Genomic DNA, 26,175 nt, shown 5'->3' with positions numbered 1-26,175 from the left:
GTTGCAGCATATGCATTCTTTCTGGCTTCTTTTAATGTCTCTCCTTTGGCAGTGATGCCAAGAACACGCCCACCGTTTGTAACGATCTCTCCATCTTTAAATTTAGTTCCCGCATGGAAACAGTAGTATCCGTCTTTGTCCTTAAAATTCTCAAATCCATGGATCGGGATACCTTTTTCGTATTTTACCGGATATCCATCACTTGCAAGAACAACACAAACTGCTGCATTGTCCTCAAATTTCAGATCGATCTGATCAAGTTTGCCGTCTACACAGGCTTCCATTACTTCAATGATATCATTCTCCATACGCGGAAGAACAACCTGTGCCTCCGGATCCCCAAATCTTGCATTATATTCCAGAACCTTCGGGCCATCTGCAGTAAGCATCAGTCCGAAGAAAATGATTCCCTTAAACGGACGTCCCTCTGCTGCCATGGCATCTACTGTTTTCTGATAAACATATTTCTTACAGAATTCATCTACTTCCGGAGTATAGAACGGACTTGGAGAAAATGTTCCCATTCCGCCTGTATTCAGTCCCTGATCCCCATCCTTCGCACGCTTGTGATCCTGTGCGGATGTCATGGTACGGATCGTCTTTCCATCTACAAAAGAAAGTACGGAAACCTCACGGCCAGTCATAAATTCTTCAATTACCATGGTATTTCCGGCATTTCCGAATTTTTTGTCTTCCATGATCTCTTTTACGCCAGCTTCTGCCTCTGCAAGATCCTGGCAGATCAGAACACCTTTTCCAAGAGCAAGGCCATCTGCCTTCAAAACGATCGGGAATTTTGCCTCGGTCCTTAAATATTCCAGAGCTTTTTCCGGATCATCAAAATTCTCATAAGCAGCTGTAGGAATGTCGTATTTTTTCATAAGATCCTTGGAAAAAGCCTTGGAGCCTTCCAGAATAGCAGCATTTTTGCGCGGTCCGAACACACGCAGTCCCTCTGCCTCAAATACATCTACGATTCCGCCCACAAGAGGATCATCCATTCCCACGATAGTAAGATCGATCTCTTTTTCTTTGGCAAAGGCTGCCAGTTTTTCAAACTCCATTGCTCCGATATCTGCACATTCCGCATACTCTGCGATTCCTGCATTTCCAGGTGCACAGTAGATCTTGTCAACTTTCGAGCTTTTTGCAACACTCCATGCAATTGCATGTTCTCTTCCGCCGCTTCCTACGATTAATACTTTCATCTGTTTACTCCTTTGTTTCATCTGTCTGCTGATTACTTTAAAGAAACAATTCCATCTGTCACTGTGATCTTGTCATTGGCGATAAGATTGATTGCTTCCGGAAGGATCTTCCACTCCGCTTTTTCCATTACACGTCTCTGAAGCTCCTTGGATGTATCTCCGTCTTTTACCTTTACTGCCTTCTGAAGAATGATCGGACCTGTATCCGTTCCGGCATCTACGAAATGAACCGTAGCGCCTGTTACTTTCACTCCTCTTGCGAGAACTGCATCATGAACCTTAAGTCCATAAAAACCTTTTCCGCAGAAAGACGGGATCAGAGATGGATGGATATTGATGATCTTGTTGGGATACGCTTCCACCATCATCGGAGGGATCGCAACCAGATATCCTGCAAGAACAATCAGGTCTACCTCTTTTTCCTGAAGCTTCGCCAGTAATGCTTTATGGAAAGCTTCTCGGTCCGGATAGTCTTTCGGTGCGATGCATACCGCCTCTATATCATGCTTTCTGGCTCTTTCCAGAGCATAAGCGGAGGCATTATTACTGATCACGATATCCACTTTTGCATTTGTGATCTCTCCTGCATCAATAGCATCCAGGATCGCCTGAAGATTCGTTCCCCCACCGGAAACAAGAACACCGATCTTTAACATAAGGTCACTCCCTTTTCTCCCTCTTCAATGGATCCTACCACATATGGCTTATCGCCGGTTTTACGGATAGCTTCCATTGTTTTGTCAACATCTGCAGGATCTACTGCCAGGATCATTCCAAGACCCATATTATATGTATTATACATCATATGCTCATCAATATTTCCTTTTTCAGCAAGGAGCTTGAAGATCGGAAGTACCGGATAGCTGTCTTTTTTGACAACAGCTCTGGTTCCCTCTTTCAGCATACGTGGGATATTCTCATAGAATCCACCCCCTGTGATATGGCTGCATGCATGGATCTTCACGCCAGACTCTCGGATGCTCTTCAGCGCTTTTACATAGATTCTGGTCGGTGCGATCAGTGCCTCTCCCAGAGTTGTTCCAAGCTCTTCATAATAAGTATCCAGAGACTCTTTTGTCATGTCAAATACTTTACGTACAAGAGAAAATCCATTACTGTGAACTCCTGTGGAAGCCATACCGATCAGGACATCTCCTGGTTTCAGGGCCTCTCCTGTAAGAAGATCTTTTTTGTCAACGACTCCTACTGCAAATCCGGCAAGGTCGTACTCATCTTCCGGCATAAGTCCAGGATGCTCTGCTGTCTCACCACCGATCAGAGCTGCCTCAGACTGTACACAGCCCTCTGCAACACCTTTTACGATCTCTGCGATCTTTTCCGGATAATTTTTGCCGCAAGCAATGTAGTCCAGGAAAAACAATGGCTCGCCGCCTGCACATGCAATATCATTTACACACATGGCTACAGCATCGATTCCGATGGTATCATGCTTGTCCATAACCATGGCTACCTTAACCTTGGTTCCACATCCGTCTGTTCCGGAAACCAGAGTAGGCTCTTCCATATCTTTGAATTTCTCCATGGAAAATGCACCTGAGAATCCACCGATTCCTCCAAGTACCTCCGGTCTCATTGTCTTGGCAATGTGCTTTTTCATCAGCTCTACTGATTTGTATCCTGCCTCAATATCTACGCCTGAAGTCTTGTAATCCATAATGTCCTCCTTATGACAACACCTTTTTATTTTTATGGTAAAAGATTTATTTAGTAATTTTTGTATCCAACTTCCTGAAGCCTTGCGTCTTTCTTCTCAACCTGCTCCTTCAGATCCTGACTGTAGGCTTTCAGTCTGGAAAGAAGCTCTGCGTCGGAAGTTGCAAGGATCTTGGCAGCAAGAAGTCCCGCATTGGCGCCACCATTGATCGCTACTGTAGCAACCGGGATACCGCTTGGCATCTGTACGATTGAGTAAAGGGAATCTCTTCCTCCCAGAGAGGTTGTATGCATCGGAATACCGATCACCGGCATCGGAAAGATCGCTGCGCACATTCCCGGAAGATGAGCTGCCATTCCTGCGCCTGCGATGATAACTTTGAAGCCTTTTTCTTCTGCTGTCTTTGCATACTCGAAAAATACATCCGGTTCTCTGTGTGCGGAAATGATCTTCATTTCATAATCAATCCCCAGTTTCTCCAGGATATCTGCTGCTTTGCTCATAACCGGCATATCTGAATCACTACCCATTACAATTCCTACTTTTGCCATTGTGTTCTCCTTTCATGGTACACTAACTGAATATTAGCCTGTGTCCTTTGACTATTGTTATGGTTATTCTACGTATATTCTCACTTTCTGTCAATACGATCGGAAAAACTGTAAATTTACTAATTAACTTATATTATTATTTAATGGAAGATTCTCAAAAGGACGGTTCAATTCCTCTGTTCCGGGAAGAACAAACCTTCCGTTTTCGATAATGGAGATCATTTCTCCCTCATCATCGATCACCCGGATACTTCCAAGCTCATCATAAGGTATCGTAATATCTGTATGACAGCCATAATAAGCAAGGCTTACGTCATCCTTTCGCATCTCGGAAATCTCATTATCCCTGGCAATGATCTCTTTTCCATCCGGATTATATACCGGTGTATCCTCTGCCCAGCTGTAACAGGTATCGCCCACAGCAAAATGCGGTCCCATTTTTTCTGCGATCAGGATCGGAAGCTTATCCGCAATTCCGTATTTCAGCGCCGCCACATAAGCTGTGGTATTTGTACCGATGGCAAACTCTCCCATGGGGATCTTCGGATGGTGGTGGAGGATATTATCTTCAATATATTTCCGGTTCTCTTCTTCGGTTTTAAAATTCGAGCAGGTGTAATCAATAACCTGGCCGCAGTCAAATACCAGCTTCAGATCCCGGAACTGAAGACCGTTCAGATATACTTTTTTCACATGAAGGATTCCGCCTGTGCCTGCCAGCTGCGGAGATGTAAAGACTTCGCCCACCGGAATGTTCACATCTGCCACGCAGTTCTCAAAATTCGTCTGTTTCTTCGGATCTGTCAGTTCATGAAGATGGATCAGAAGATCCGTCTCATTGTCTCCACGTCCTTTGACTTCCACCCACTCACAGGTATCCAGGGTATTGATGATCGTCTGCTGGATTTCCTGATAGAGATGGTAATCCAATGTATTGATCTTTACGATCTCACGGAAAATTTCCTCATAATTTCCACCAATCTCAGGAACCGGATATGCAATGATCGTAAAACTTCTCTCATCACCTTTGATGTATCGGTTTACGATCTGTCCGGATTCATTGTCAAGTTCTGTCTGAAGCTTCTGCTGTGTCTCGCTTAATGCATAAGCTTCCGGTTTACTTATCGGAGAGAAAGGATTTTCTCCAAATGTATCAATGCAGGCCGGACCGCCATGTACTTCTGCCAGTTCTCTGTACTTCTCATAGGAGGTCTGCATAGCACGAAGTTTTCGCTGAACAAAATCCCCATCCAGGAACAATGCACTGTCCTGACGATGATCGTAATCGTACTGCGGATTGGCAACGCCGCCTGTATAGCCTACTCTCACGGCGCCTCTCTTATTTACCACATGCGTTGCATGGCGATAGATCACCGGCTTCAAACCCATTTTTTCAAACTGGAGGATCGCTGCTTTTACCATCCGTTCAAAACCAAGACTATATCGGATATTTACTGTTTTCTTTTTTGTGATATCCTTCCGTCCGGTGATAAATCCGATCCGATAGCCTTCTGTATAGGTAGAAGCCATCTTATCGATCTCTTCCTGAGAAAGGGAGTTCAGAAACTCTGCAACTCCTGTTTCATTCTCTGAAACAAACTCGCCATAGCGATACAGATATCTCAGATCCGAAAGATCCGAATTCATGATGATATCTGCTGCAAAGTCAAGCTCCGGATCTACACCTTCCCGTATCCTCTGCTCCATCATATCCTGGCAGTAATCATTTACATAGGAACGGAGAATCCCCTCCACTGTTGCCGCCTCCGGAAGTTCTTCCTCACAAAATGCAGAATATACTTCTAGAAACAGTTCCATGGATACAGTCATATCCCACAGCCTTTTCTCATGAGCATAAGCTACAGTTCCTGCGATCTCTGCATACAGAAAACTGAAGGCTTTTCCATATTCTCCCATCTGCTGTACTGCATACGCCGGATTTCCATAGCTGCTTTCATAATTTTCCGGGAGGATATCCTGATAAAAGCAATGATTTCTCTCTTTCAACACCTCCATCGTAAGCTCTGCTGCGCTCTCATCCATCACATCTGCTGCCATGGAAAGAAACTTTGCCCTGTTTCTGAAAAAATCTCCAAACGGTTTTTTTACGGTTTCTTCTGTTATGATCTCACGGATCCGTTCCTTCGCAAGTCCATAACGTTCTTTCATGCATTCTTCCAAGACTTCATCTCCCATCTTTTTCATCATCGATCACATGCCCCAGGGCAATGTGTTTGTCAACGAGTTCTTTCATATATTCCCAGATCACTTCAGAACCCTCTCCTGTTTTCCGGTTTCTCTTATAAATCTGACTTTTCTTCACCTGATGCTCTTCCCAGCTTTTTCCGTTGGAAGCATCATTTAGAAACAATGGCTGACAATTATCTAGCACATGGGCAAATTTCGCCTCCGGGGTTTCGTAAGCCTCAAACTCCTCCCATAATGCTTTTAACCACTGTCCCTGATCTTCCGGCAATAGTCCATAGATCCGTTCTGCTGCCTGCTTCTCCCTGTATTCCTTGGTTGTCGCTCCTTTTTCATCATATGCATAGGTATCACCTGCATCGATTTCTACCAGATCATGCGCCAGTACCATAGGAATCACCTTCGAAAGATCCACTTCCTCATTGGAATATTCCTTTAAAAGCACCGCCATCAACGCCAGATGCCAGGAATGCTCCGCATCATTCTCTTTCCGCTTTCCGTCTGCAAGATATGTCTGTCGGAAAATATTCTTGACTTTATCTATCTCCATAATAAAGTCCAGCTGTTTTTTTAAGCGTTCTTTTTTATCCATCTGTTATACCCCCGATAAAAAAAGTCCCAGCCAGATAACCAGGATCACTCCGTTCAAAATAGACCCGACCATGCTCGTCCTGTGTTTCCGGTTTTCTTCCGAAAAGCTGGAAAGCCCCAGTGTAAAGCCATATGCAGAAAGCAGCATGGCAAAAAGCCCGGTTCCGCCGATCAGGCCCCCGAGCTTTCCATCAAAAAAGAGTGCAAGCACAACTGCCGCGATAAACAGCACGAGGGAAGCCGCCGCAAGTCCTACAGACCATTTTCCCTTGGAAGCTTCTCTTTTTTTTGCAAATGCATATCTATATCTTCTTGCCATTAATTTTTCTCCTAATCCTGTCGCAGACTGCATAAATCCCATATCCAAGCGCTGCGCCCAGAGTATTCAATATCATATCATCCACATCAAAGCAGCCAACTTTTGTAAGCAGCTGGATCACTTCTATCGTCAGACTGATAAAAAAGCCGGATAATATGATAAAAAAGCCATTTCGCATTTTTCCGGTTATTACCGGAAGAATAAATCCGTATGGCACAAATCCCAGCACATTTCCAAAAACATTTGTGAAAAGCGCAAATGTACCCACTATTTTTCGATAAGTCCAGAAACGCCTGATCTCCACAAACGGAACAAGATTGTAACGGTATTCTCTTTCTGCATCCGCCACTCTTCCGTATCCTTCGGAAAAGAACAGAAGATACACAAGAACAAGAACATACAATACAAAAAAAGCTGTCCCGAGTTTTTTTACTCTGCGTTTTGTCCCTTTTTCCAATATTCTCCCCTGCTTAAATAGTCCGAAAAGCCACACGGAACAACGTGCGGCTTTTCAGATCATATTAGATTAATATCTCTGATTTTCTTCTGAGCAGTCTCGCACCGTTCACGATCATCAGAATTCCTGTGACAAGTCCCGTCACCAGAACGACAATACCGAGTGCAAGGCTTCCCGCCCCGCTGCTCGCCATAGTTTTATAAATTTTTTCATTCATAAGGCTGCGTCCTCCCAGTAAAAGCGGACCTTCGGAATCCGCCGCTCTTTTATGACCTTTTATAACAATATTATTCTGCGCCGTACTGGTCATAATATGCATCAATGGCAGCTTTCAGCTTATCATCGATCACAACACGGCCTTTGTATTCTTTGTTGTAGAGATGCTCAACAACCTCCGCCATAGTTACAATAGCTGTAGTCTGAAGGCCGTAGGTTTCCTCGATCTCTTTGAGCGCACTCTTTGTTCCCTGGCCGCGTTCCATACGGTCAACAGAAACCACAAGACCTATCGGATTTACATCTCCCTGCGCTTTGATGATCGGAAGTGTTTCTTTAATGGATGTTCCTGCAGTCGTAACATCCTCAATGATCACTACCTTATCCCCATCCTGGATCGGGCTGCCAAGAAGAATTCCTTTATCTCCGTGGTCTTTCACTTCCTTACGGTTGGAACAGTAACGGATATCCTTTCCGTACATTTCACTGATCTCCATAGTTGCTGCTACAGAAAGCGGAATTCCTTTGTATGCCGGTCCAAACAGCACATCAAAATCCAGTCCGAATTTGCTTTCTATCGCTTTTGCATAATACTGTCCCAGCTTGCGAAGCTGCGCACCGGTACGGTAAAATCCTGTATTTACAAAAAATGGTGTCTTTCTTCCTGATTTCGTAGTAAAATCTCCAAATTTCAGGACATTACAGTCAATCATAAATTCAATAAATTCCTGCTTATACTGTTCCATTTATCTAATCCTCCATGTTTTTCATATATACGACAAACCCAGGATCCACACTCTGTTACAATCCCAGTGTAAAATCCCTTTATTTATCCTGTTAATTCTAACATATGAACAACAGAATTGCAAATACGGCAATCCTCCGTTATTTCACTACTCCGATCAGCTCATTGATGTCTTCCACTTTCTGTTTTTCAAGAAATGCCTGAATACCATCTGCGATCTCCACAGTGGCATAAGGGTTAAAAAAGTTTGCAGTTCCCACAGACACTGCAGTAGCACCTGCCATAATAAATTCCAGGGCATCCTCAGCAGTTGCAATTCCCCCCATACCGATGATAGGAAGGGATACTGCATTTGCCACCTGATATACCATACGGACAGCTACCGGTTTTACTGCAGGACCGGACATTCCACCAGTTTTATTTGCCAGTGCAAATGTACGTCTGTTGATATCGATCTTCATTCCTGTCAGGGTATTGATAAGAGAAAGAACATCTGCGCCGCCAGCTTCTGCTGCTTTCGCCATCTCGGTAATATCGGTTACATTTGGGCTCAGCTTCATGATCACCGGCTGTTTTGCATATTTCTTTACTTCTTTTGTGATCTCTTCAAGAGCTTTCGGATTCTGACCGAAGGCAATTCCGCCTTCCTTGACATTCGGGCAGGAAACATTAATCTCCAGCATATCCACAGGCTCATTTCCAAGGCGTTCTACAACCTCACAGTAATCCTTTGCAGATTTTCCACAGACATTGACGATGATCTTTGTATCATATTTTTTAAGGAACGGAATATCTCTTTCACAGAAAACATCAATCCCCGGATTCTGAAGACCAATGGCATTGAGCATTCCGGATGCTGTCTCTGTCACTCTCGGTGTAGGATTTCCCGGCCACGGTACATTTGCCACACCTTTTGTCACAACTGCGCCAAGTCTGTTCAGATCCACAAATTCACTGTATTCCGCTCCGGAACCAAATGTTCCGGACGCTGTCATCACCGGATTCTTAAGTTCTACGCCGGCAAGATTTACATTCATTCTGCTCATAGCTCTACCTCCGTGCTCAGGAATACAGGTCCGTCTTTACATACTCTCTTGTTATGGACATGAGAATGAGAATCCACATCTTTGGATTTGCACACACAGGCAAGACACGCGCCTACGCCACAGGCCATACGCTCTTCCATGGAGATCCAGCACGGAATTCCTTTTTCAAGGGCATATGCCTTGATGGCACGGAGCATCGGGGCAGGTCCGCAGGCAAAGATCGCATCTGCCTCAAGATCGTTCTCACGGATGGCATCCATAACATTTCCCTTTGTTCCTGCAGAGCCGTCTTCTGTTGCCACATAGACATCTCCATAAGCTTCAAATTCCTTATTTAAAAACAGCTCATCTCTGTATCCGAGAACCATGATCTTTTCTGCGTCCAGCTGTTTAGCAGTTTCCAGCATTGGCGGGATTCCGATTCCTCCACCCATGAGAAACACTTTTTTGCCTTTTACTGCATCCAGCGGAAAACCATTTCCCAGAGGTCCCATAGTCTCAATGGGGACCCCTGCATGAAGTCTGGAAAATTCCTCCGTACCGGTTCCTTTTCCTGTAACGCGATATACCAGTCTCAGTTTTCCTTCTGCTTTATCGATCTCACAGAGACTGATGGGTCTTGGCAGAAGCTTACCGCCATTGCGGCTGTAAAGTGATACAAACTGTCCCGGCACTGCATTTTTTCCAATCTCACCTGCATCCAGCCACATACTGTAAATATCTGTACCAATACATTCCTGGCTGAGTATCTTACAGGGCTTTTTTGTTTTTTTACTTTCTGATGTACTCATAAAATGCCTCCTGTATTATCTGTTCTCCAGCGCACCGCTGATATCCGCGATCATATCTTTTACTGCCGCTCTGGAAGCATCTGCGTAATTTTCAGCGCCAAACTCTTTATATTTCTCCTGCTTATATGCAGCGATGATTCCTCTGGAAGAGTTTACGATAGCACCAAGTCCGTCCTCATTAAAGAAATGGACAAGATCTGCGCCTTTTCCACCCTGAGCACCATATCCGGGAACAAGGATAAATGTCTTCGGCATGATCTTTCTTAATACCTTTCCCATTTCCGGATAGGTCGCACCTACAACAGCACCAACATAACTATATCCATCACCCATAAGCTCATCGCCCCACTGTGCAACCTTCTCACCTACCAGCTCATAGAGCGGGCGACCGTCGATGACACGATCCTGGAACTCACCACTTGATGGATTGGAAGTTTTGACCAGAACAAAGATACCCTTTTTCTCTTCCTTGCATACATCCATAAAGGGTTTCACACCATCAGAACCAAGGTATGGATTGACTGTTGCAAAATCCTCATCAAAACCTGCATATTTTTTTGAGCCTACCTGAACCTGTCCCAAGTGACCAACTGCATATGCTGCAGATGTGGAACCGATATCACCTCTTTTGATATCACCGATCACAACCAGATCTTTGGATTTACAATACTCAACCGTTTTCTTGTATGCGATCAGTCCCGGGATACCAAACTGCTCATACATGGCGATCTGTGGTTTCACTGCCGGGATCAGATCAAAGGTCGCATCCACGATTCCTTTGTTATACTGCCAGATTGCTTCTGCAGCGCCCTCCAGAGTCTCCCCAAACTCTGCAAAAGCCTTTTTCTGGATATGCTCCGGAATATAATTCAGCATAGGATCCAGTCCTACAACGATTGGTGCATTTGTTTTGCGGATATTGCTGATCAGTTTGTTAATCATGATTCTTTCTCCTCCTGGTTTTTAAATACAATTTTTCCGTCACAGATGGTATAAAGCACTTTTCCCTTTACTTTCCAGCCATCAAACGGTGTGTTATGTCCTTTGGAAACAAATTTATTTTTATCGATAGCATACTCCTGCTCCGTATCCACGATGATCACATCTGCCGGATGGCCTTTCTGGAGAGTTCCTCTGTCAAGCCCGAGGATTTTCGCCGGGTTCAGGCACATCTTCTCAACCATCTGTTTCAGTGTGATCACATCTTTTTCCACCAGCTCTGTATAGGTGAGCGGAAGGCTTGTTTCCAGACCTACGATCCCAAATGGTGCATTCTTCATAGAACCTGTTTTTTCCTGTGCACTGTGCGGTGCATGGTCCGTGCTGATCACCTCGATGGTACCGTCCTTCAGACCCTGTTTCAGTGCTTCCACATCCTTCGGTGTACGGAGCGGCGGATTCATCTTGTAATTCGGGTCATCTGTTTTAATATCATCGGATGAAAGGATAAAATGGTGCGGGCATACTTCAGCTGTGATATTGTCGTATCCTTTCTCTTTTACGATCTTCATCATCTGGGCATCCCCATAAGTGGAACAGTGGCAGAGATGAAGATGGACTCCTGTCTCCAGCGCCAGAATGATATCTCTGGCTGTAATGGTATCTTCCACTGCATTGCAGATTCCGGGAAGCCCCAGTCTTTTGGCGTTCTCATCCTCATTCATGCATCCATCTCCACGCAGATCGATATCTTCACAATGGTCAAAAAACGGCACGCCACATTCTGCTGCGATCCTCATTGCTTCTTTACAAAGTGCTGTATTCATCACAGATTTTCCATCCTCGGACACTGCCGGGATCCCTGCTTTCACCATTCCGGCAATATCTGCAAGTTCAGTACCCTTTTCTCCCATGGTGGCTGCACCTGCCTGAAGTACATGAATACCGGAAACCTGCGCCGCCTTGTTATGTACATAGTTTACCCGGTCCGGATTATCAATAGTGGGAGTTGTATTTGGCATAGCAACTACAGTTGTCACACCACCACGTGCTGCCGCAGCAGCACCACTCTTGATATCTTCCTTATGTGTCTGGCCCGGATCACGAAAATGGACATGAAGGTCGATAATTCCCGGCATGACCAGCTTTCCTTTCGCATCGATCACACGGTCGCCGTCTTTCTTTTTCAGCTTCTGGCCTATTTCCGCAATGATTCCGTCTTCCAGATAAATATCGCCTGTTTTATCCGTATCTGTAGCCGCATCCACGATCCGGCCTCCTCGAATCAGAATCCCCATTTCTGTTCTCCTCTCATCCTGTATTTTCAAAGCAGATCCTTCAATCCGCTTGTATTCTCCTATATCATACACGAAATCTCTCTATTTATAAAGATTTTTTTTACAAAGCAATTTCGCCTCTTTTTACACCCCGGAATTGTTGGAATTTTCTCCTTGACATTTCAAAACACGGGTTATATAATCAGAGCATGGCAAAATATTTAATGTAAAATCACTAGTTTTTAGAGATTATATTTACATGAATATAGTCTGTAAAATCTGGTGATTTTTTATTATCATCAGAAGGCTATTTTAATTTTTTTTATTTTTATGGAGGTAACACAAAATGAACAAGGGAACTGTAAAATGGTTCAACGCAGAAAAAGGTTATGGTTTTATCACAGGTGAGGACGGACAGGATGTATTCGTACACTTCTCCGCTATCAACGGTGAAGGCTTCAAATCTCTTGAAGAAGGACAGGCTGTATCCTACGACTTAACAGAGGGCGCTCGCGGAATGCAGGCTGCTAACGTTACAAAGTTATAATTCTATAACCATAAAAAACGTATAAGTCAAAACGGGGCTGCTTTATGGCAGACCCGTTTTTTATTGCATTGTATTTATCCTGTATATAAAAATCCCCGGGATGCTTCAACACATCCCGGGAACCCATCATTTCATATGTGTTTTCTATTCCGCACTGTCTGAAGATAATCCGGAAATATAATCTGTCAATGCAGAAGTATCCATCACAGTATCCACCTTCACACTGGCTTCCTTCGCCTGGATCTTGGCATATGCGGAATATCCGATCCAGCCTACAAGCAGAACCGCGATGAGGATCCATGCCGCCATCTCAAGTACAAATTCTGCGCGTTCCTTCTTCAGGGCACTGTTTCGCGAGTATTTGTTGTTTTTATATTTGTCAACTTTCTTCTGGCTCATTGTCTTTCTCCTTTGCCGCTTCAGTACTTCGTTCATTATAGCACACTTGTTTTCAAAAGAAAAGCGGCAACTCCCTGAAGAAATGTGATAATTTTCTGAACTGGAGATTTTCTCTGATCAGACTGCTACGATAACGCCACCATCGTTGGCATACATACTGCTGACACCGGCAGTATCCATAACTACGATCTTTGCTGGGTGCAGTTTCTCACGGATAGCCTCCTCCAGCATCTTCGCTCTTTCCGGACAGTTGCAATGAGTGATGGCAACTGTCTTTTCCGGGATGTTGATCCCCTTCTCCCCAATGTGATCCACCATTTTTACGATTGCTTTATTCATGCCTCTGGCCTGATCCAGCTGACAGATCGTTCCTTCCGGAGTAGAGCCCATAACCGGCTTGATCTTCAGTGCACTGGCCACCAGAGCTTTCACTCTGCTCAACCGTCCGTTCTTGCGCAAAGTTTCCAGATTCTCCAACACAAAAAATGTGCTCATCTCTTCAATATATTTCTCCACTTCGCTTACTACTTCTCCAAAAGAAAGTCCCTTTTCTTCACACTCTATGATCTTCATGGCGATTAGACTCTGGCCTCCGGATGCTGATTTGGAATTAAATACATGAACCTTTTTCTCCGGCTGCTCTTCCAGGAGCAGGTTTTTTCCAAGGATCGCACTGTTATAGGAACCGCTCAGTTCCGCCGAAAGTGTCACCGCATAAATGTGTTCCGCCTCACACTCATATGCCTTCATATAGCGTTCCGGAGAAGGGCATGCAGATTTTGGACACTCCGGGCAATCTGCAACTTTCTTCAAAAAATCCTTCTGATCAAAAGTCGCATCGTCTATGATATTCTCACCGCCCACTGTCAGTGTCAGCGGTATGGATTCGATCCTTTCATCATTTTTCCATTCATCTAAAAGCTCCCCACAGCTATCTATCGCAATCTTATAGCTCAATTATATCGTCCTCTTTTCCATTATATGTAGTATTCAATACCACATCTATCGTATCACATAAACAGATATTTGAAAAGAGTTTTTTAAAAAGTCTGTCCTTTTTTCTTTATCTGAGATATAATGTCTACACGCGATCACATAAAAGAAAGGAAGTGCGGCATGCTTGCATTAAAGATTACAGATATCCGGGATTTCACAAACAAACTTTTTATAGGAGAAGTATTTGACAAATTCTGTCTGTCCGAAGCGACTGTGACTACTTTTAATACTTTTACCATTGATGGCAGGCTTCAGAAAGATTTTTTTGATACAGACAGCATGAACAGACTCACAGAGCACGGCCGGACACATTCTCTCTGGAAGGACATCAGACCTTTCTGCTGGTCTGTGATCCGCGGTAAGCGTACGCCCTTAAGCTTCAGGATCGTGCTGCATTTAAGTCGGAGTGGAGTTGAAGCTGCAATGAGAAATACAGATTTCGGAATTTCCTCCGAACAGATAGACGGACTATTCTTAAATCTTCAATTTAAAAATAACAGCCTTCTTTGTACTACCGGAACCTCTCTTAAAACATTCTCTATGGATAAACGCCCAGAGCAGCTCTGGGATGATATGATCCTGAGCTTTCTGTCCAGGAATCAGATTCTTTTTGAAAGGCTATAGTCAATTCTCTTCTTCTATTTCCCTCAGATAATACGCAAGCATATCAATAAATTCACTGTTGGTAGGCTTGTATTCTAGAGGATATCCTGCAATCTCATCCAGCAGTTTTTTATTTCCTTCCCAACACACATTTACCATTGTTCTGATATCATGCTCAATATTGGTAGGTGTTGATCTGTACTTCCGCGCCAGGTATGGATAAATATCCTTTGTGATCCGCAATGGTTTATACTGATCCCCCATGGAAATCTTTACCGCTTCCGCAACGAAAAAATATCCTTTGTATTTCGAATTTGCACCAAGTCTTCTGATCAATCCATACACCTTTTTCATACATTTGTTCCTCCATTTCATTTTTTTCTCTTTTTAAAAGCACTCCCTTATGTATAATACGACAGTTATCTATATTTTTCGCTTTCTTCTGAAAATTTATTTTATACATATTAGATACTAATTTAAATTTTTAGTCATATTTTACAGGTTATTTTTATTTAATATCTATTATTTTATTTAAAATTCCTATAATTGTGTTAAAGATACACATATTGTTATAAAAAAAGCAAAGGCTTCGCCCCATTACGGGCAAAGCCTTTCGATCATTTTATATGTCGTTTTATTTTGTAAGGACCATAAGGATATCGTTGCTTCTCTTTACAAATTTTGTCATTTCTTCAGGAGAAAGCTGTTTATGGCTCATCATTGCAAGATCATAAAGCTGTTCACAGATCACCGGAACATACTCTGATCCCTGATTTTCTGCTATAAATCTTACAAGAGGATGATTTGCGTTCAGTACAAGTACTTCCTGACCACCGAACATATTCGGATCCATTCCGTACATATTGTACATTTTCATCATATCCTGCATACGGCGGCTCTCCTCAGGAAGAGTGATCATCGCTGCAGTTCCCTCATTTTTCAGCTTCTCTACTTTTACTTCAAGTTTATCCTTGCCAAGATTCTTACGGAACACCTCAGTAAGTGTCTTGACTGTTGTTTCATCCGCTTCTCCGTCTTCACGAAGCTCTTCTGTCAGATCGGCATCAATTCTCTTGAACTGGATCGTCTGATCCTGCTGTTCAAGATGGGAAATAAACTGTGAATCGATCACATGCTTCAGCAGTACAGCATCTTTACCCGCTTCACGGAACATATTAATGTACTGGCTCTGCTGTACCTCATCGGTCACATAATAGATCACCGTTTTTTCCGGTTCCTCATTCTGGGATCCTTCAGAAGCTTTCTCCTCTGTCTTCTCCTCTTCAGCTGCTTTTGTTTCTTCTTTTTTATTTTCCTCAATGCAGTCTTTCAGGGTAAGATATTTGCCATCCAGATTCTTAAAGAGGATATAATCATTCATCTTCTCACCAAATTTCGCATCCTTGATGCATCCAAATTTGATAAACGGGCTGATATCATCCCAGTACTTCTCATAAGACTCTCTGTCTGTCTTGCACATTCCGGTGAGCTTATCTGCTACTTTCTTGGTGATGTATTCAGAAATCTTTTTCACAAAACCATCATTCTGCAGTGCAGAACGGGAAACATTCAGTGGAAGATCCGGACAGTCGATCACGCCTTTCAGAAGAAGAAGGAATTCCGGGATCACCTCTTTGATGTTATCTGCAATAAATACCTGATTATTATAAAGCTTGATGGTTCCCTCAATGGAATCATACTCTGTCCTGATCTTCGGGAAATACAGGATACCCTTCAGGTTGAACGGATAGTCCATGTTCAGATGGATCCAGAACAGCGGTTCCTTGTAATCCATAAATACCTTACGGTAAAATTCTTTATACTCTTCATCCGTGCACTCATTTGGGTGTTTCATCCAGAGCGGCTGTGTATCGCTTAAGGATACCGGCCGTTTATTGATCTTTACTTTATCTTTGGCAGGAGAAACTTCCACAACTTCTTTCTCGCCTTTATCATTCTCCTTTTCCTCTGTCTTGGCATCCTCATGGATATGTTCAACTACCACATCATCTTCACGGAGATCTGCCTCATCGATGGTTTCATACTCCTGTTCAGCATTTGCTTTGGAAAGATAGATATTTACCGGCATGAAAGAACAGTATTTCTCGATAACCTCTCTCATACGATATTCATTGGCAAACTCCAGGCTTTCCTCATTGAGGAAAAGAGTGATCTCTGTTCCCGGTTCTGTTTTGTTTCCGTCTGCCATCTCATACTCCGTACCACCGTCACAGGTCCAATGTACCGGTGTGGAACCCTCCTTGTAAGAGAGAGTATCAATATGAACTTCATCTGCAACCATAAATGCAGAATAAAATCCAAGTCCGAAATGACCGATCATCTGATCATCCGTTGTTTTATCCTTATATTTCTCAAGAAACTCTGTGGCACCGGAAAAAGCGATCTGTGTGATATATTCCTCTACTTCATCTGCTGTCATACCAATACCGTTATCGATAAACTTCAAAGTTTTCTGATCCGGATCAACGATAACATTTACAGCCGGTTTGTAACCTTCCGGGAATGTATAATCTCCCATAACTTCCAGCTTTCTCAGTTTGGTGATCGCATCGCATCCGTTGGAGATCATCTCTCTTACAAAAATATCATGGTCGGAATATAACCATTTCTTGATAATCGGAAAAATATTTTCACTGTTGATTGATAAACTGCCATGTTTTGCTGACATATATGTCACTCTCCTTTTGTTTTTATTTTTATTTCTGATGTTCCGACAGAGCCGGAAACCTGTTGTTTTTTTCAATAAATATATACTAATACGACTTTTTACAAAAGTCAAGAAAAATTTAGCACTCATCATTATAGAGTGCTAGTAACAGCATGTAAAACGGATCTCTATGTGCAAAAAAATCCCTCCGTACATTTTTTGTACGGAGGGTGCTGTAAAACTATCTTCTACATTCTGTTCTTATTTTTTCTTTCTACGATATACAAGGATTCCTCCAATACATACCACAGCCACGATCAAAATGATCACAAATGTCATGATCGGTGTACTGTCTCCCGTCTGCACTGCAGATTTCTGATTTGTCTGTGTCACTGCCGGACTCGGAGTCGCAGTAAGAACTGCTGCCTGTGATACCGTAAAAGTAACCGTACTTTCTGACTGTGTACCGGTATCCTTCCAGCTGGAGCCGTCGTATTTCTGCTGTCCAAAGGTAACTTTCAGAGTATATTTTCCCGGCTTGCTGACACGGAATGTTGCAGTATAAGGCTCTCCATCCCAGGTACGGGTCTCTGTGATCTTCCAGCTCTTCGGCTGATATCTGGTATCTCCCTTACGCGGGTTTGTATTATCCATTCCTGCACCAGCTGCTGTAAAGGTGATCTTTGTATTGGTATCATACTTGCCATTGGAATCAATGCCTGTGATCTTATTGTCCGATGCAGCGGCTTCCGTGCCCTGATATCCATTTACTGTAATACTTACTGCGATCACTGTACTGATCTTGTTGGGATTCTTAACCCCCTCCGGAAGAATGACGGTACCTTTTACATTAAATATCTGACGTTCTGCAGAAGACGGATCATAAGAAGATCCCTTAACATCCCATTTAACAGATGCCTTCTGCTCTCCCTTTGTTGTAGTGATCTTTACTGTTCCCGGAAGCTTCAGGGCTTTCTGGGTTTTCTGGGTTCCATTGGGTAGATCTTTGATATCGGATGGCTTTTTGATGCCTGTAAGGTTATTCGCCTTCTTACCGTTATCTGTTTTTTTCTTTGTAACGCTGAAATGGACATTTACATAAGCTTCCACATTTGCATCATTGGCGATCACAATGTCTTCCAGATATTCCCCCTGTGAAAGTCCGCTGACCGGCTGTACGCTAAAGGTTGCATTATCTCCTGCTTCCAGCTCTGTGGCGGAAAGTGTACCAATTGTATATGCATTTGATGAAGGCTGTTTCAGAACGATCTTTGTATTTCCGGTGTTGGTAACTGTAACTGTCTTCGCATCAGGAAGTTCCTTATAGCCTTCCTCTTTGGTTCCAAACTCCAGACTGTCTGTTACCGAAAGACCGGGATTGGGTTCCGGTTCCGAAACTGTAAATTCCAGCCGGACTTCAGCCAGTGTGTTTCCGGTATTCTGATCTGTCACAGAAATCGTATCGCTGTGATCTCCGGCCTGAAGACCGGTCTTGGGCTGTACGGTAAAGATTGCCGCCTTATCTCCGGGATTGAGCACTTCCGCAGAAAGCTCTCCCACCTCATAATCCTCCGGAGCAGAAAGCTGGATCCGGATAGCCTCTGTACCTGTATTCTCTACGGTTACAGGCTGTGCATCCGGCGCAGTCTCATAGCCCTGTTCCAGTGTTCCAAACTTCAGAGGACCTTCCGGTTTCACTGTTGCAGTAACTGTTTTTGGTGTTTCTGTCTTTACCATAACCGAAGCCGTCACTGTAGCAGATGCTTCCGTGCTTTCATCAGAAGCAAATACAAGCTCTTCCACGTATGGATCATCTTTTGCAGAGAGTCCAAGCTTAGGCTGTACGGTAAAGGTCTGCTCTCCTCCCTGCGCCAACTGGATATTTCCGCTACTCTCCACTTCACTGACCGGCGCAATATCAAAAAACTTCGACTCAGGCTGTACTAACGTCACAGCTTCTGTACCTTCGTTTTTGATCGTGACTGTACTTGTTGTTTCTACCTTTTCATAACCGGCAGTCAGATCATCAAAAGGCAGTTCTGTCGGATCCGCAATTAGCTTGTATATTTTTTCCGCTGCAGGGTCCGATGTTTCCCCGGGATCTGTCTGCTCATTATTTTCATGATCTTCGACTTTTTTATTTTCCGGTTCTTTTACTGTAAAGTCCGCTTCAAAGAAGACATCGGCACCTTCTTCTGTCTGATACGTGATCAGATCTTTGTATTCTCCAGCCTTCAGACCTTCTCGTGGTTTTACCCACACAGCAACACTTTCACCACTCTTTAATGGCGCATCGTTAATATCCGCAGCCATGAAATTCTCCGGGGCGATCTCTTTAAAATTAAGATCCCCGGTTCCGTTATTTGTGATAGTAACCATCTGTGCTTCCGGAATTTCCGTATATCCCTCTTCCACGGAACCAAAATCCAGAATTCCACTTCCATCTTCCGTGTATGCAGATGCCGAATATGTCGGTTCCTCATTTTTTTCGGAAGCGTCTGCTGCTGTATCTGCGGAATCCGGTGTCTCTGTCTGACTATCTCCGGATGTATCTGCCTCATCGGCATTCTGAGGCCCTGACTGTTCTCCGTTTACTTCTATAACAGAGTTTTCAGCAGGCTCCTGGGTATCTGCAGGTTCCTGTACATCTGTATTCTCCTGCACATCCGCAGACTCCGTTTCTTCTGCCGGCTCTATGGTTTCCTCAGGCTGAGCACTATCAGGCTCCTCTGACGTTCCAGCTTCTGTATCCGGCGTGTTCTCTGAAGACTCCGAAGCTTCACTTTCCTCCGCATCCGGATCTTCTCCTGCTGCTTTGGCTTCTTCCTTTTTCTTTTCTGCCAGTGCTTTGGCTTCCTCCTCTGTTTCGGAAACCTCCTGGGTCGTCACCGTAAGCTCACCACTGACTCCCGTCTCTTCTTTTCCGGTGATCTTCAGAACGATCGGAATACCCAGATCTTTTTCATCGATTTTATAAGTCTTGTCAGTTCCTACCTCTGTAAGAAGGTCTCCGTCTTTTAATGACCAGGAAAAACTCACATTATCATCTGTGATCCCCTCCGGCTTGACCTTTGAGTAATCTGCACTTAAGGTAGACCCGATCGCAAGTGTTCCTTTGACCTTCAGCTTTCCATCAAGATTTCCAGATGGAGCTGCAGTGGCAAATACCATCGATGGAAGCAGCGTTACAATCATAAGCACAGCCATGACGACTGCCAGCACTCTGCTTTTTTTCATATCCCATCCTCCTTTACATCATTTTATTTTCCCCACATTTACCCTTTCTACGCAGGGCTTTCTTTTTGCTGATGCAAGTTTATCATATTTAATTTTCAGAGGTGTAATCCCTGCTTTCCGTCAGCCTTCTACGATCATATATTTTCCGTCCGGGAGTTTAAATACTTCGCTTTCTTCTTCCAGCTCCTTCAGGGAAATCCCCTCCACATCTGCGCCCATTCCATCCAGATATTTTTTAACATCCTTCAGGGAATCCAGCACAACTGCCATGCAATCCTCGAGAAATTCCTCTGCCTCCTCAAAATCCTCTGCTACCGGCTCATCAAAAAGCTGACCCTGTTTTTCCAGAAATGTCTGGACATATTCTTTCTTGTACATATTAAAGTACCTCCTTTATATCTCCGCCCGCCGCAATCAGTCTGCGAAGTACTGGTTCCACCTTCTCTGTCTCGTAGAAAGCCGCCGCCTTTACCCCTGGCTTCGCATGCTTCATGGCAAAGCTGTATTTTACAGATTTCATCATTTCAATATCATTGTATTCATCCCCGAACGCCATGCATTCATCCGGTCCGATTCCCAAAAGTTCCTGGTATTTACGGATCCCTTTTGCTTTGTTCGTGGTAAATGGAACAAAATCCACCCACGCAAATCCGGATGTCACAACAGTACATCTGTCTTTGAACCGTTCTCTCCAGTACTGGATGGATTCCTCCGTCATTCCTTCTCTCTCATAAACTGCAACCTTCATACAAGGCTCTGTGATCTCATCAAAACTCTTTATGATCTTACACTGATTTTTTACTTCTTCGATCATCAGATGGCGATAATGTTCTGTCTTGGGCATGATATAATAAAAATCCTTTGTAGAACAGGAAAATTCCGCTCCGGGCTTTTCCCATATTACCTGAATGATCTCTCTGACCAGTTCTTTGTCAAAGCTGTCGCAGTACAGAAGCTTCTCATTCTGGACAGCGAGCCCGCCATTTTCACTAATAAATGCCATCTCGTCCTTTACCGGCGCAAAAAGATTCCTCATATTGGCATACTGTCTGCCACTGGCTGCCACAAAGAGGATTCCCATTTTTTTCAGTTCCTTTACCAGCGGAAAGATCTCTTCCGGCAGCGTCTGTCTTCCACCGATAAGCAGCGTTCCATCCAGATCGCTGGCAACCATCTTAATCATGCTGCTTCTCCTCATAAATAGTAAACAGATCACCAGGTACAGCTGCTACAATATCTGCACCGTTATTTTCAAGCTCTTCTCTGTCACGGAATCCCCATAGTGCACCAACGGTATACATTCCGGCAGCACTTCCTGTCTGCATATCTGTCTTTGTATCTCCGATATACATACATTCTTCCGGCTTTACGCCGAAATCTTCTGCAATCTTCAGCGGACCATCCGGTGCCGGCTTTCTGCGGATCCCTTCCTGCTGTCCCATCACCTCATCAAACAGATCGCCATAGATCGCCTTTACCACTTTCTGCGCCGCAACATGAGGCTTATTGGAGCATACAGCCATCTTAAGGCCTGTATGTTTCAGCTTCTGAAGGGTTTCCGGCATATCTTTATATGGCACAACTTTATACAGCGGATCTTCATCAAATTTCCTGCGATAAAGTTCCCTGACTTCTTCGTAGTGTACCAGCTCCGGATCTCCTGCATCGATCAGGCATCTTCTGATCAGCATATCTGCACCTTCACCGCTGTAATAACGAAAATTATCTGCCGGCTGTGGTTTCAGGGAAAACTTTTCCATGATCTCATTCGCCACATATGCCATAGATTCCAGTGTATCCGCAATTGTTCCATCCAGATCAAATATACAAGCTTTTATCATTTTGTCTTTCATCCTCTCAGGTTCATTCCCAGTTTTTTTGTCTCATAGATCAGTCTTGCCACAGGCAGTCCCACCACGTTGTTATAATCACCACGGATTCCCTTCACATAGGCTCCCCAGGCGCCCTGGATCCCATAGCTTCCGGCTTTGTCCATTGGGTCTTTGCTGTTTACATATTCCTTTATTTCTTCCTCTGTCACCGGATAAAAGCTCACATCTGTGCACTCATGGAAGGTATGAGCTTTCCATCTCCCTTTTTCTCTTATCAGCAAAGTTACACCGGTATATACCTGATGTGTATTCCCCTGCAGCATAGCGAGCATCTCTATTGCAGCTGTCTCATCTGCCGGTTTACCTAAAATCTTACCCTCATAAGATACAACGGTATCTGCACCGATCACAACCACATCTCTCAGATCTCGGTTCTCCTCTTCCTCCAGCGCGTATGCCGTAAACATAGCTTTCTGACGAGAAAGTTCCTCCACCACTTTCGCAGGCTCTGCACTGGTGATCCGTTCTTCCCCGCTGGCAGGCTTCACTTCAAAGGCGACTCCTACCTGGCTTAAAAGTTCCCGCCTCCTGGGAGATGCGGAAGCAAGCACGATTTTCTTCATGTGTAATTCCTCTCTTTCCTGTGTTATCAGTATAACCGTTTCTGTAAATGGGCGCAACCGAAATCGTTGCAGGAGCATTTTGTACTTATCCATTTATTCCTGATGACGATAAAACAAAACAAGCAGTACACCCTGATACCTGTTCACGGTGTACTGCTGTCATATGTTTCGTATTCTTTTTGACAGTTTTTATGCTTTCGGTAATTTGAAAGAGCTCTTCAGAGATACAATGCGGTTAAATACCGGTGCTCCCTCCCTGGAGTCATGGATATCTGCGCAGAAGAAACCGTTACGTACAAACTGATAGCTGTCATAACCTTTTGCTTTCAGAAGCTCCGGCTCTACATAAGCACTTGTTACTGTAAGAGAATTCGGATTTACATTAAGAGAACCATCTTCTTTATTGTAAACACCTTTTTCTTCATCTACGATATTCTCGTAAAGTCTTACCTCAACTTTACCTGCATTGGATGCTTCCACCCAGTGGATCGTTCCTTTTACCTTACGTCCGTCCGGTGCATTTCCGCCCTTGGTCTCCGGGTCATAGGTACAGTGGACTACACGGATCGTTCCGTCGTCATCTGCCTCATAACCTGTGCAGGTTACAAAATATGCATTCATAAGACGAACTTCATTTCCAATATAGAGACGTTTGTATTTCTTAGGAGGCTCTGCCATAAAATCATCACGTTCAATATAAAGTTCTCCACTGAACGGAATCTTTCTGGTTCCAAGTTCCTCATTCTCCATATTATTCGGAGCTTCAAGATACTCAACCTGTCCTTCCGGATAGTTATCGATCACGAGCTTGATCGGATCAAGAATCGCCATCATACGCGGACGTTTCAGCTTCAGGTCCTCACGGATGCAGTACTCGAGCATTGCATAATCTACAGAACTGTTCGCCTTTGAAACACCACAGAGTTCTACAAATTTACGGATAGACTCCGGTGTAAATCCACGGCGGCGAAGTGCGGCGATGGATACTAGTCTCGGATCATCCCATCCATCTACGATGCCGTCCTCAACAAGCTTCTTGATATAACGTTTACCTGTAACAACGTTGGTCAGGTACAGCTTTGCAAACTCGATCTGCTTCGGTGGGTGCGGATATTCCAGTTCCTTTACCACCCAGTCATAAAGCGGTCTGTGGTCCTCAAACTCCAGAGTACAGATAGAATGTGTCACACCCTCAATGGCATCCTCGATTGGATGAGCGAAGTCGTACATCGGATAGATGCACCATTTATCTCCTGTATTGTGATGTGTCATGCGGGCTACACGGTAAATGACCGGGTCACGCATGTTCATATTCGGTGATGCCATATCGATCTTGGCACGGAGAACCTTCTCGCCATCTCCGTATTTGCCCTCACGCATCTCTTCAAAAAGCTGAAGATTCTCTTCTACAGTACGGTTTCTGTACGGGCTCTCTTTACCTGGCTCTGTAAGAGTTCCTCGGTACTCACGGATCTGGTCTGCAGTCAGGTCGCAGACAAAGGCCTTGCCTTTCTTAATAAGTTTCACTGCTGCCTCATACATCTGATCAAAATAATCAGATGCAAAGAAAAGTCTGTCTTCCCAGTCTGCACCAAGCCATTTCACGTCAGCCTTGATGGACTCTACAAATTCGGATTTCTCCTTTGTAGGGTTGGTATCATCAAAACGGAGATTGAATTTTCCGTTGTATTTCTGAGCCAATCCATAATTTAAAAGAATGGATTTCGCATGTCCGATATGAAGATAGCCGTTAGGTTCCGGTGGGAAACGTGTATGCACGGTGTCATAAACGCCTTCTTCAAGATCTTTGTCTATAATATTTTCAATAAAGTTTTTGGAAACTGTTTCGTTCTCCATTGCTTTCCCTCCTAAATATCATCCTGATGTTTTATCTTATCATAAATCCGGAATTTTTGAAACCCGCAAAACCTTTATCTAAACAAAAAATTGTCTGTTTTTAGACACAAAAAAAGCTGCTGACGGGAATCGAACCCGTGACCTCCGCCTTACCAAGGCGACGCTCTACCGACTGAGCCACAGCAGCTTGTTTCGCGACGTTTGTGCCGCTCACAGTTGTTTATATTATCAGATGATTGTCATATTGTCAATACATTATTTTTATTTTTTTAAAAATTCATATTTTCATGATTATAGCACAAAAAATCCTGTGTGCTGTCGCTCACAGACACAGCACGCAGGATTCTCTTTTTACTCTTCTGTCTTTGTCTCTTCTGCTTCTGTCTCTTCTTCCGCTTCGGCCTCCGATTCATCATCTGCAGGTGTTTCCTCTTCTGCTTCTGTTGGTGCCTCTTCAGCATCCTCTGCCTCTTTGGAAACTTCTACAGTCTCAGATGCAGTCTTGTCCCAGTCCTGGAAGACTTCTTTCTCTTCTTTTTCTTCCTTCTTCTCGTCATCCTTGAAATCATCAAGATCTTCGAAATCATCCTCAAAGTCTTCTTCGCATACAGATCGTCTGGATACAAGTGCTGCGATAGCTCCTGCTGCGGCAGCGGTAAGCGCTCCTACTGCAACAAGTCCCCAATATTTATTGATCTTTGCCATAATTTGGTCTCCTTTCTTATTCTGCTCCTTATGAATATTATTTTAATACTTTTATATTCAAAAGGAAAGAGGTATTTACTCTTCTCAAAAATAGCTTTTAATTTTCCCACGGATCCTCTGCAGTGCATTATCAATGGATTTCGGTGTTTTTCCAAGGATCTGGGCAATATCCATATATCCATTTCCATCCAGATACAACTGCAGTACCCTGTTTTCCAGAGGGCTCAAGCTCTTTTTCATTTCATTTTCAAGAGCCGCCACATTTTCCCGGTCGATCAGGATCGATTCCGGATTATCATGCTCCACACAGGAATCTCTGAAGTTTTCCTCCGCCTCTCCGTCGCTTAAAGACACATAAGTGTTCAGTGGCTGATGTTTCTGGCGGTTTGAACTTTTAATTGCAGTATATATCTGTCTGTCAATACATATATTTGCAAAAGACTGAAAAGACGACTCCCTGTCTGACTGGTAATCACGGACTGCCTTAAACAGTCCGATCATCCCCTCCTGTATCAGATCATCTGTGTCCCCACCTATCAGAAACATGGCACGGGCTTTTTTTCTGACCAGACCTTTATACTTTTCCATCAGATAATCTGCAATTGCAGATTCCCCTGCACGAAGTCTTTTGATAAGAGCTTCATCCGTCATCTCATTATATCGGCACATTTTTTCTCCGAACAGCTAT

The 26,175-nt window shown here is 43.8% G+C and carries 28 protein-coding genes and 1 tRNA gene; 2 read left to right on the top strand and 27 right to left on the bottom strand.

The features are described 5' to 3' along the window. The 14 genes from purD to AB5026_RS11260 all read right to left on the bottom strand — a co-directional run. The coding region (gene purD, locus AB5026_RS11325) for a phosphoribosylamine--glycine ligase (protein ID WP_368213349.1) at positions 1–1,208 on the bottom strand (1,208 nt) is incomplete at its 3' end. A gap of 32 nt (positions 1,209–1,240) precedes the next feature. Beyond that, a complete protein-coding gene (gene purN / locus AB5026_RS11320; RefSeq protein WP_015525907.1) occupies positions 1,241–1,864 on the bottom strand; it encodes a phosphoribosylglycinamide formyltransferase in 624 nt (207 codons plus the stop codon). After that, complete coding sequence (gene purM, locus AB5026_RS11315) at positions 1,858–2,883, bottom strand: phosphoribosylformylglycinamidine cyclo-ligase (protein ID WP_015525906.1); 1,026 nt, start codon at positions 2,881–2,883, stop codon at positions 1,858–1,860. The genes purN and purM overlap by 7 nt, the downstream gene beginning before the upstream one ends. A gap of 50 nt (positions 2,884–2,933) precedes the next feature. Continuing rightward, a complete protein-coding gene (gene purE / locus AB5026_RS11310) occupies positions 2,934–3,434 on the bottom strand; it encodes a 5-(carboxyamino)imidazole ribonucleotide mutase (protein ID WP_015525905.1) in 501 nt (166 codons plus the stop codon). Between the two features lie 123 nt (positions 3,435–3,557). Then, positions 3,558–5,642 carry an aminopeptidase gene (locus AB5026_RS11305; RefSeq protein WP_173733028.1) on the bottom strand — a complete coding sequence of 695 codons (2,085 nt, stop codon included), beginning with the start codon at positions 5,640–5,642 and terminating at the stop codon, positions 3,558–3,560. Continuing rightward, complete coding sequence (locus AB5026_RS11300) at positions 5,620–6,231, bottom strand: HD domain-containing protein (RefSeq protein WP_021650961.1); 612 nt, start codon at positions 6,229–6,231, stop codon at positions 5,620–5,622. Before AB5026_RS11300 ends, AB5026_RS11305 begins: the two co-directional genes overlap by 23 nt. A 3-nt stretch (positions 6,232–6,234) precedes the next feature. Then, entirely contained in the window at positions 6,235–6,549 is a 315-nt protein-coding gene (locus AB5026_RS11295) for a hypothetical protein (RefSeq protein WP_015525901.1), read from the bottom strand. After that, positions 6,533–7,006: a VanZ family protein gene (locus AB5026_RS11290; protein WP_022426214.1), complete on the bottom strand. Its 474-nt coding sequence runs from the start codon at positions 7,004–7,006 to the stop codon at positions 6,533–6,535. Before AB5026_RS11290 ends, AB5026_RS11295 begins: the two co-directional genes overlap by 17 nt. A gap of 64 nt (positions 7,007–7,070) precedes the next feature. Then, positions 7,071–7,223, bottom strand: a complete 153-nt coding sequence (locus AB5026_RS11285; protein WP_022426215.1) for a hypothetical protein — start codon at positions 7,221–7,223, stop codon at positions 7,071–7,073. A gap of 70 nt (positions 7,224–7,293) precedes the next feature. Beyond that, positions 7,294–7,968: an orotate phosphoribosyltransferase gene (gene pyrE / locus AB5026_RS11280; RefSeq protein WP_015525899.1), complete on the bottom strand. Its 675-nt coding sequence runs from the start codon at positions 7,966–7,968 to the stop codon at positions 7,294–7,296. A gap of 139 nt (positions 7,969–8,107) precedes the next feature. Continuing rightward, positions 8,108–9,004, bottom strand: coding sequence for a dihydroorotate dehydrogenase (locus AB5026_RS11275; RefSeq protein ID WP_092069490.1), 897 nt, complete (start codon positions 9,002–9,004; stop codon positions 8,108–8,110). Positions 9,005–9,009: 5 nt separating this feature from the next. Then, positions 9,010–9,804, bottom strand: a complete 795-nt coding sequence (locus AB5026_RS11270) for a dihydroorotate dehydrogenase electron transfer subunit (RefSeq protein ID WP_021650964.1) — start codon at positions 9,802–9,804, stop codon at positions 9,010–9,012. Between the two features lie 15 nt (positions 9,805–9,819). Beyond that, the gene (gene pyrF / locus AB5026_RS11265; protein WP_021650965.1) at positions 9,820–10,746 is read right to left on the bottom strand and encodes an orotidine-5'-phosphate decarboxylase; all 927 of its coding nucleotides are present in this window, start codon (positions 10,744–10,746) and stop codon (positions 9,820–9,822) included. After that, positions 10,743–12,041, bottom strand: coding sequence for a dihydroorotase (locus tag AB5026_RS11260; RefSeq protein ID WP_022426216.1), 1,299 nt, complete (start codon positions 12,039–12,041; stop codon positions 10,743–10,745). Before AB5026_RS11260 ends, pyrF begins: the two co-directional genes overlap by 4 nt. Positions 12,042–12,366: 325 nt before the next feature. Here AB5026_RS11260 and AB5026_RS11255 point away from each other — a divergent pair, with 325 nt between their 5' ends. Then, on the top strand, positions 12,367–12,567 hold the full coding sequence (locus AB5026_RS11255; protein WP_015525894.1) for a cold-shock protein: 201 nt from the start codon (positions 12,367–12,369) through the stop codon (positions 12,565–12,567). A 144-nt stretch (positions 12,568–12,711) separates the two neighbouring features. Here the strand turns inward: AB5026_RS11255 and AB5026_RS11250 are convergent, their stop codons facing one another. Together AB5026_RS11250 and AB5026_RS11245 are read right to left on the bottom strand one after the other, a co-directional pair. Further along, entirely contained in the window at positions 12,712–12,966 is a 255-nt protein-coding gene (locus tag AB5026_RS11250; protein ID WP_015525893.1) for a hypothetical protein, read from the bottom strand. Positions 12,967–13,083: 117 nt separating this feature from the next. Beyond that, the gene (locus AB5026_RS11245) at positions 13,084–13,923 is read right to left on the bottom strand and encodes a DegV family protein (RefSeq protein ID WP_173733031.1); all 840 of its coding nucleotides are present in this window, start codon (positions 13,921–13,923) and stop codon (positions 13,084–13,086) included. 159 nt (positions 13,924–14,082) lie between these two features. Between AB5026_RS11245 and AB5026_RS11240 the strand changes: the two genes are divergently transcribed. After that, positions 14,083–14,586, top strand: a complete 504-nt coding sequence (locus AB5026_RS11240; protein ID WP_022426217.1) for a DUF5721 family protein — start codon at positions 14,083–14,085, stop codon at positions 14,584–14,586. Here AB5026_RS11240 and AB5026_RS11235 read toward each other — a convergent pair whose 3' ends face one another. From AB5026_RS11235 to sigH, 11 genes are all read right to left on the bottom strand, one after another. Beyond that, on the bottom strand, positions 14,587–14,919 hold the full coding sequence (locus AB5026_RS11235) for a sporulation initiation factor Spo0A C-terminal domain-containing protein (protein WP_044961168.1): 333 nt from the start codon (positions 14,917–14,919) through the stop codon (positions 14,587–14,589). Positions 14,920–15,199: 280 nt separating this feature from the next. Beyond that, the gene (gene htpG / locus AB5026_RS11230; RefSeq protein WP_044961170.1) at positions 15,200–17,254 is read right to left on the bottom strand and encodes a molecular chaperone HtpG; all 2,055 of its coding nucleotides are present in this window, start codon (positions 17,252–17,254) and stop codon (positions 15,200–15,202) included. A gap of 240 nt (positions 17,255–17,494) precedes the next feature. Next, positions 17,495–20,470 carry an LPXTG cell wall anchor domain-containing protein gene (locus AB5026_RS11225; protein ID WP_244094809.1) on the bottom strand — a complete coding sequence of 992 codons (2,976 nt, stop codon included), beginning with the start codon at positions 20,468–20,470 and terminating at the stop codon, positions 17,495–17,497. 120 nt (positions 20,471–20,590) lie between these two features. Continuing rightward, on the bottom strand, positions 20,591–20,848 hold the full coding sequence (locus AB5026_RS11220) for a hypothetical protein (RefSeq protein ID WP_015525887.1): 258 nt from the start codon (positions 20,846–20,848) through the stop codon (positions 20,591–20,593). A 1-nt stretch (position 20,849) separates the two neighbouring features. Beyond that, positions 20,850–21,653 carry a Cof-type HAD-IIB family hydrolase gene (locus AB5026_RS11215; RefSeq protein WP_015525886.1) on the bottom strand — a complete coding sequence of 268 codons (804 nt, stop codon included), beginning with the start codon at positions 21,651–21,653 and terminating at the stop codon, positions 20,850–20,852. Continuing rightward, positions 21,646–22,311: an HAD family hydrolase gene (locus AB5026_RS11210; RefSeq protein ID WP_044961208.1), complete on the bottom strand. Its 666-nt coding sequence runs from the start codon at positions 22,309–22,311 to the stop codon at positions 21,646–21,648. Before AB5026_RS11210 ends, AB5026_RS11215 begins: the two co-directional genes overlap by 8 nt. A gap of 8 nt (positions 22,312–22,319) precedes the next feature. Then, positions 22,320–22,925, bottom strand: coding sequence for a nucleoside triphosphate pyrophosphatase (locus AB5026_RS11205; protein WP_022426223.1), 606 nt, complete (start codon positions 22,923–22,925; stop codon positions 22,320–22,322). Positions 22,926–23,114: 189 nt separating this feature from the next. Then, on the bottom strand, positions 23,115–24,782 hold the full coding sequence (locus AB5026_RS11200; RefSeq protein WP_015525883.1) for a glutamine--tRNA ligase/YqeY domain fusion protein: 1,668 nt from the start codon (positions 24,780–24,782) through the stop codon (positions 23,115–23,117). 114 nt (positions 24,783–24,896) lie between these two features. Beyond that, positions 24,897–24,969: transfer RNA gene (locus tag AB5026_RS11195), tRNA-Thr, on the bottom strand. A 164-nt stretch (positions 24,970–25,133) separates the two neighbouring features. Continuing rightward, complete coding sequence (locus tag AB5026_RS11190) at positions 25,134–25,487, bottom strand: hypothetical protein (RefSeq protein WP_059085171.1); 354 nt, start codon at positions 25,485–25,487, stop codon at positions 25,134–25,136. Positions 25,488–25,571: 84 nt separating this feature from the next. Beyond that, positions 25,572–26,156, bottom strand: a complete 585-nt coding sequence (gene sigH, locus AB5026_RS11185; RefSeq protein WP_110101985.1) for an RNA polymerase sporulation sigma factor SigH — start codon at positions 26,154–26,156, stop codon at positions 25,572–25,574. Positions 26,157–26,175: the final 19 nt, after the last annotated feature.

Source organism: Blautia sp. RTP21359st1_E11_RTP21359_211015, assembly GCF_040910705.1.
Classification (GTDB): domain Bacteria; phylum Bacillota; class Clostridia; order Lachnospirales; family Lachnospiraceae; genus Blautia_A; species Blautia_A fusiformis.
This window is presented reverse-complemented; position numbering and strand designations above follow the sequence as displayed.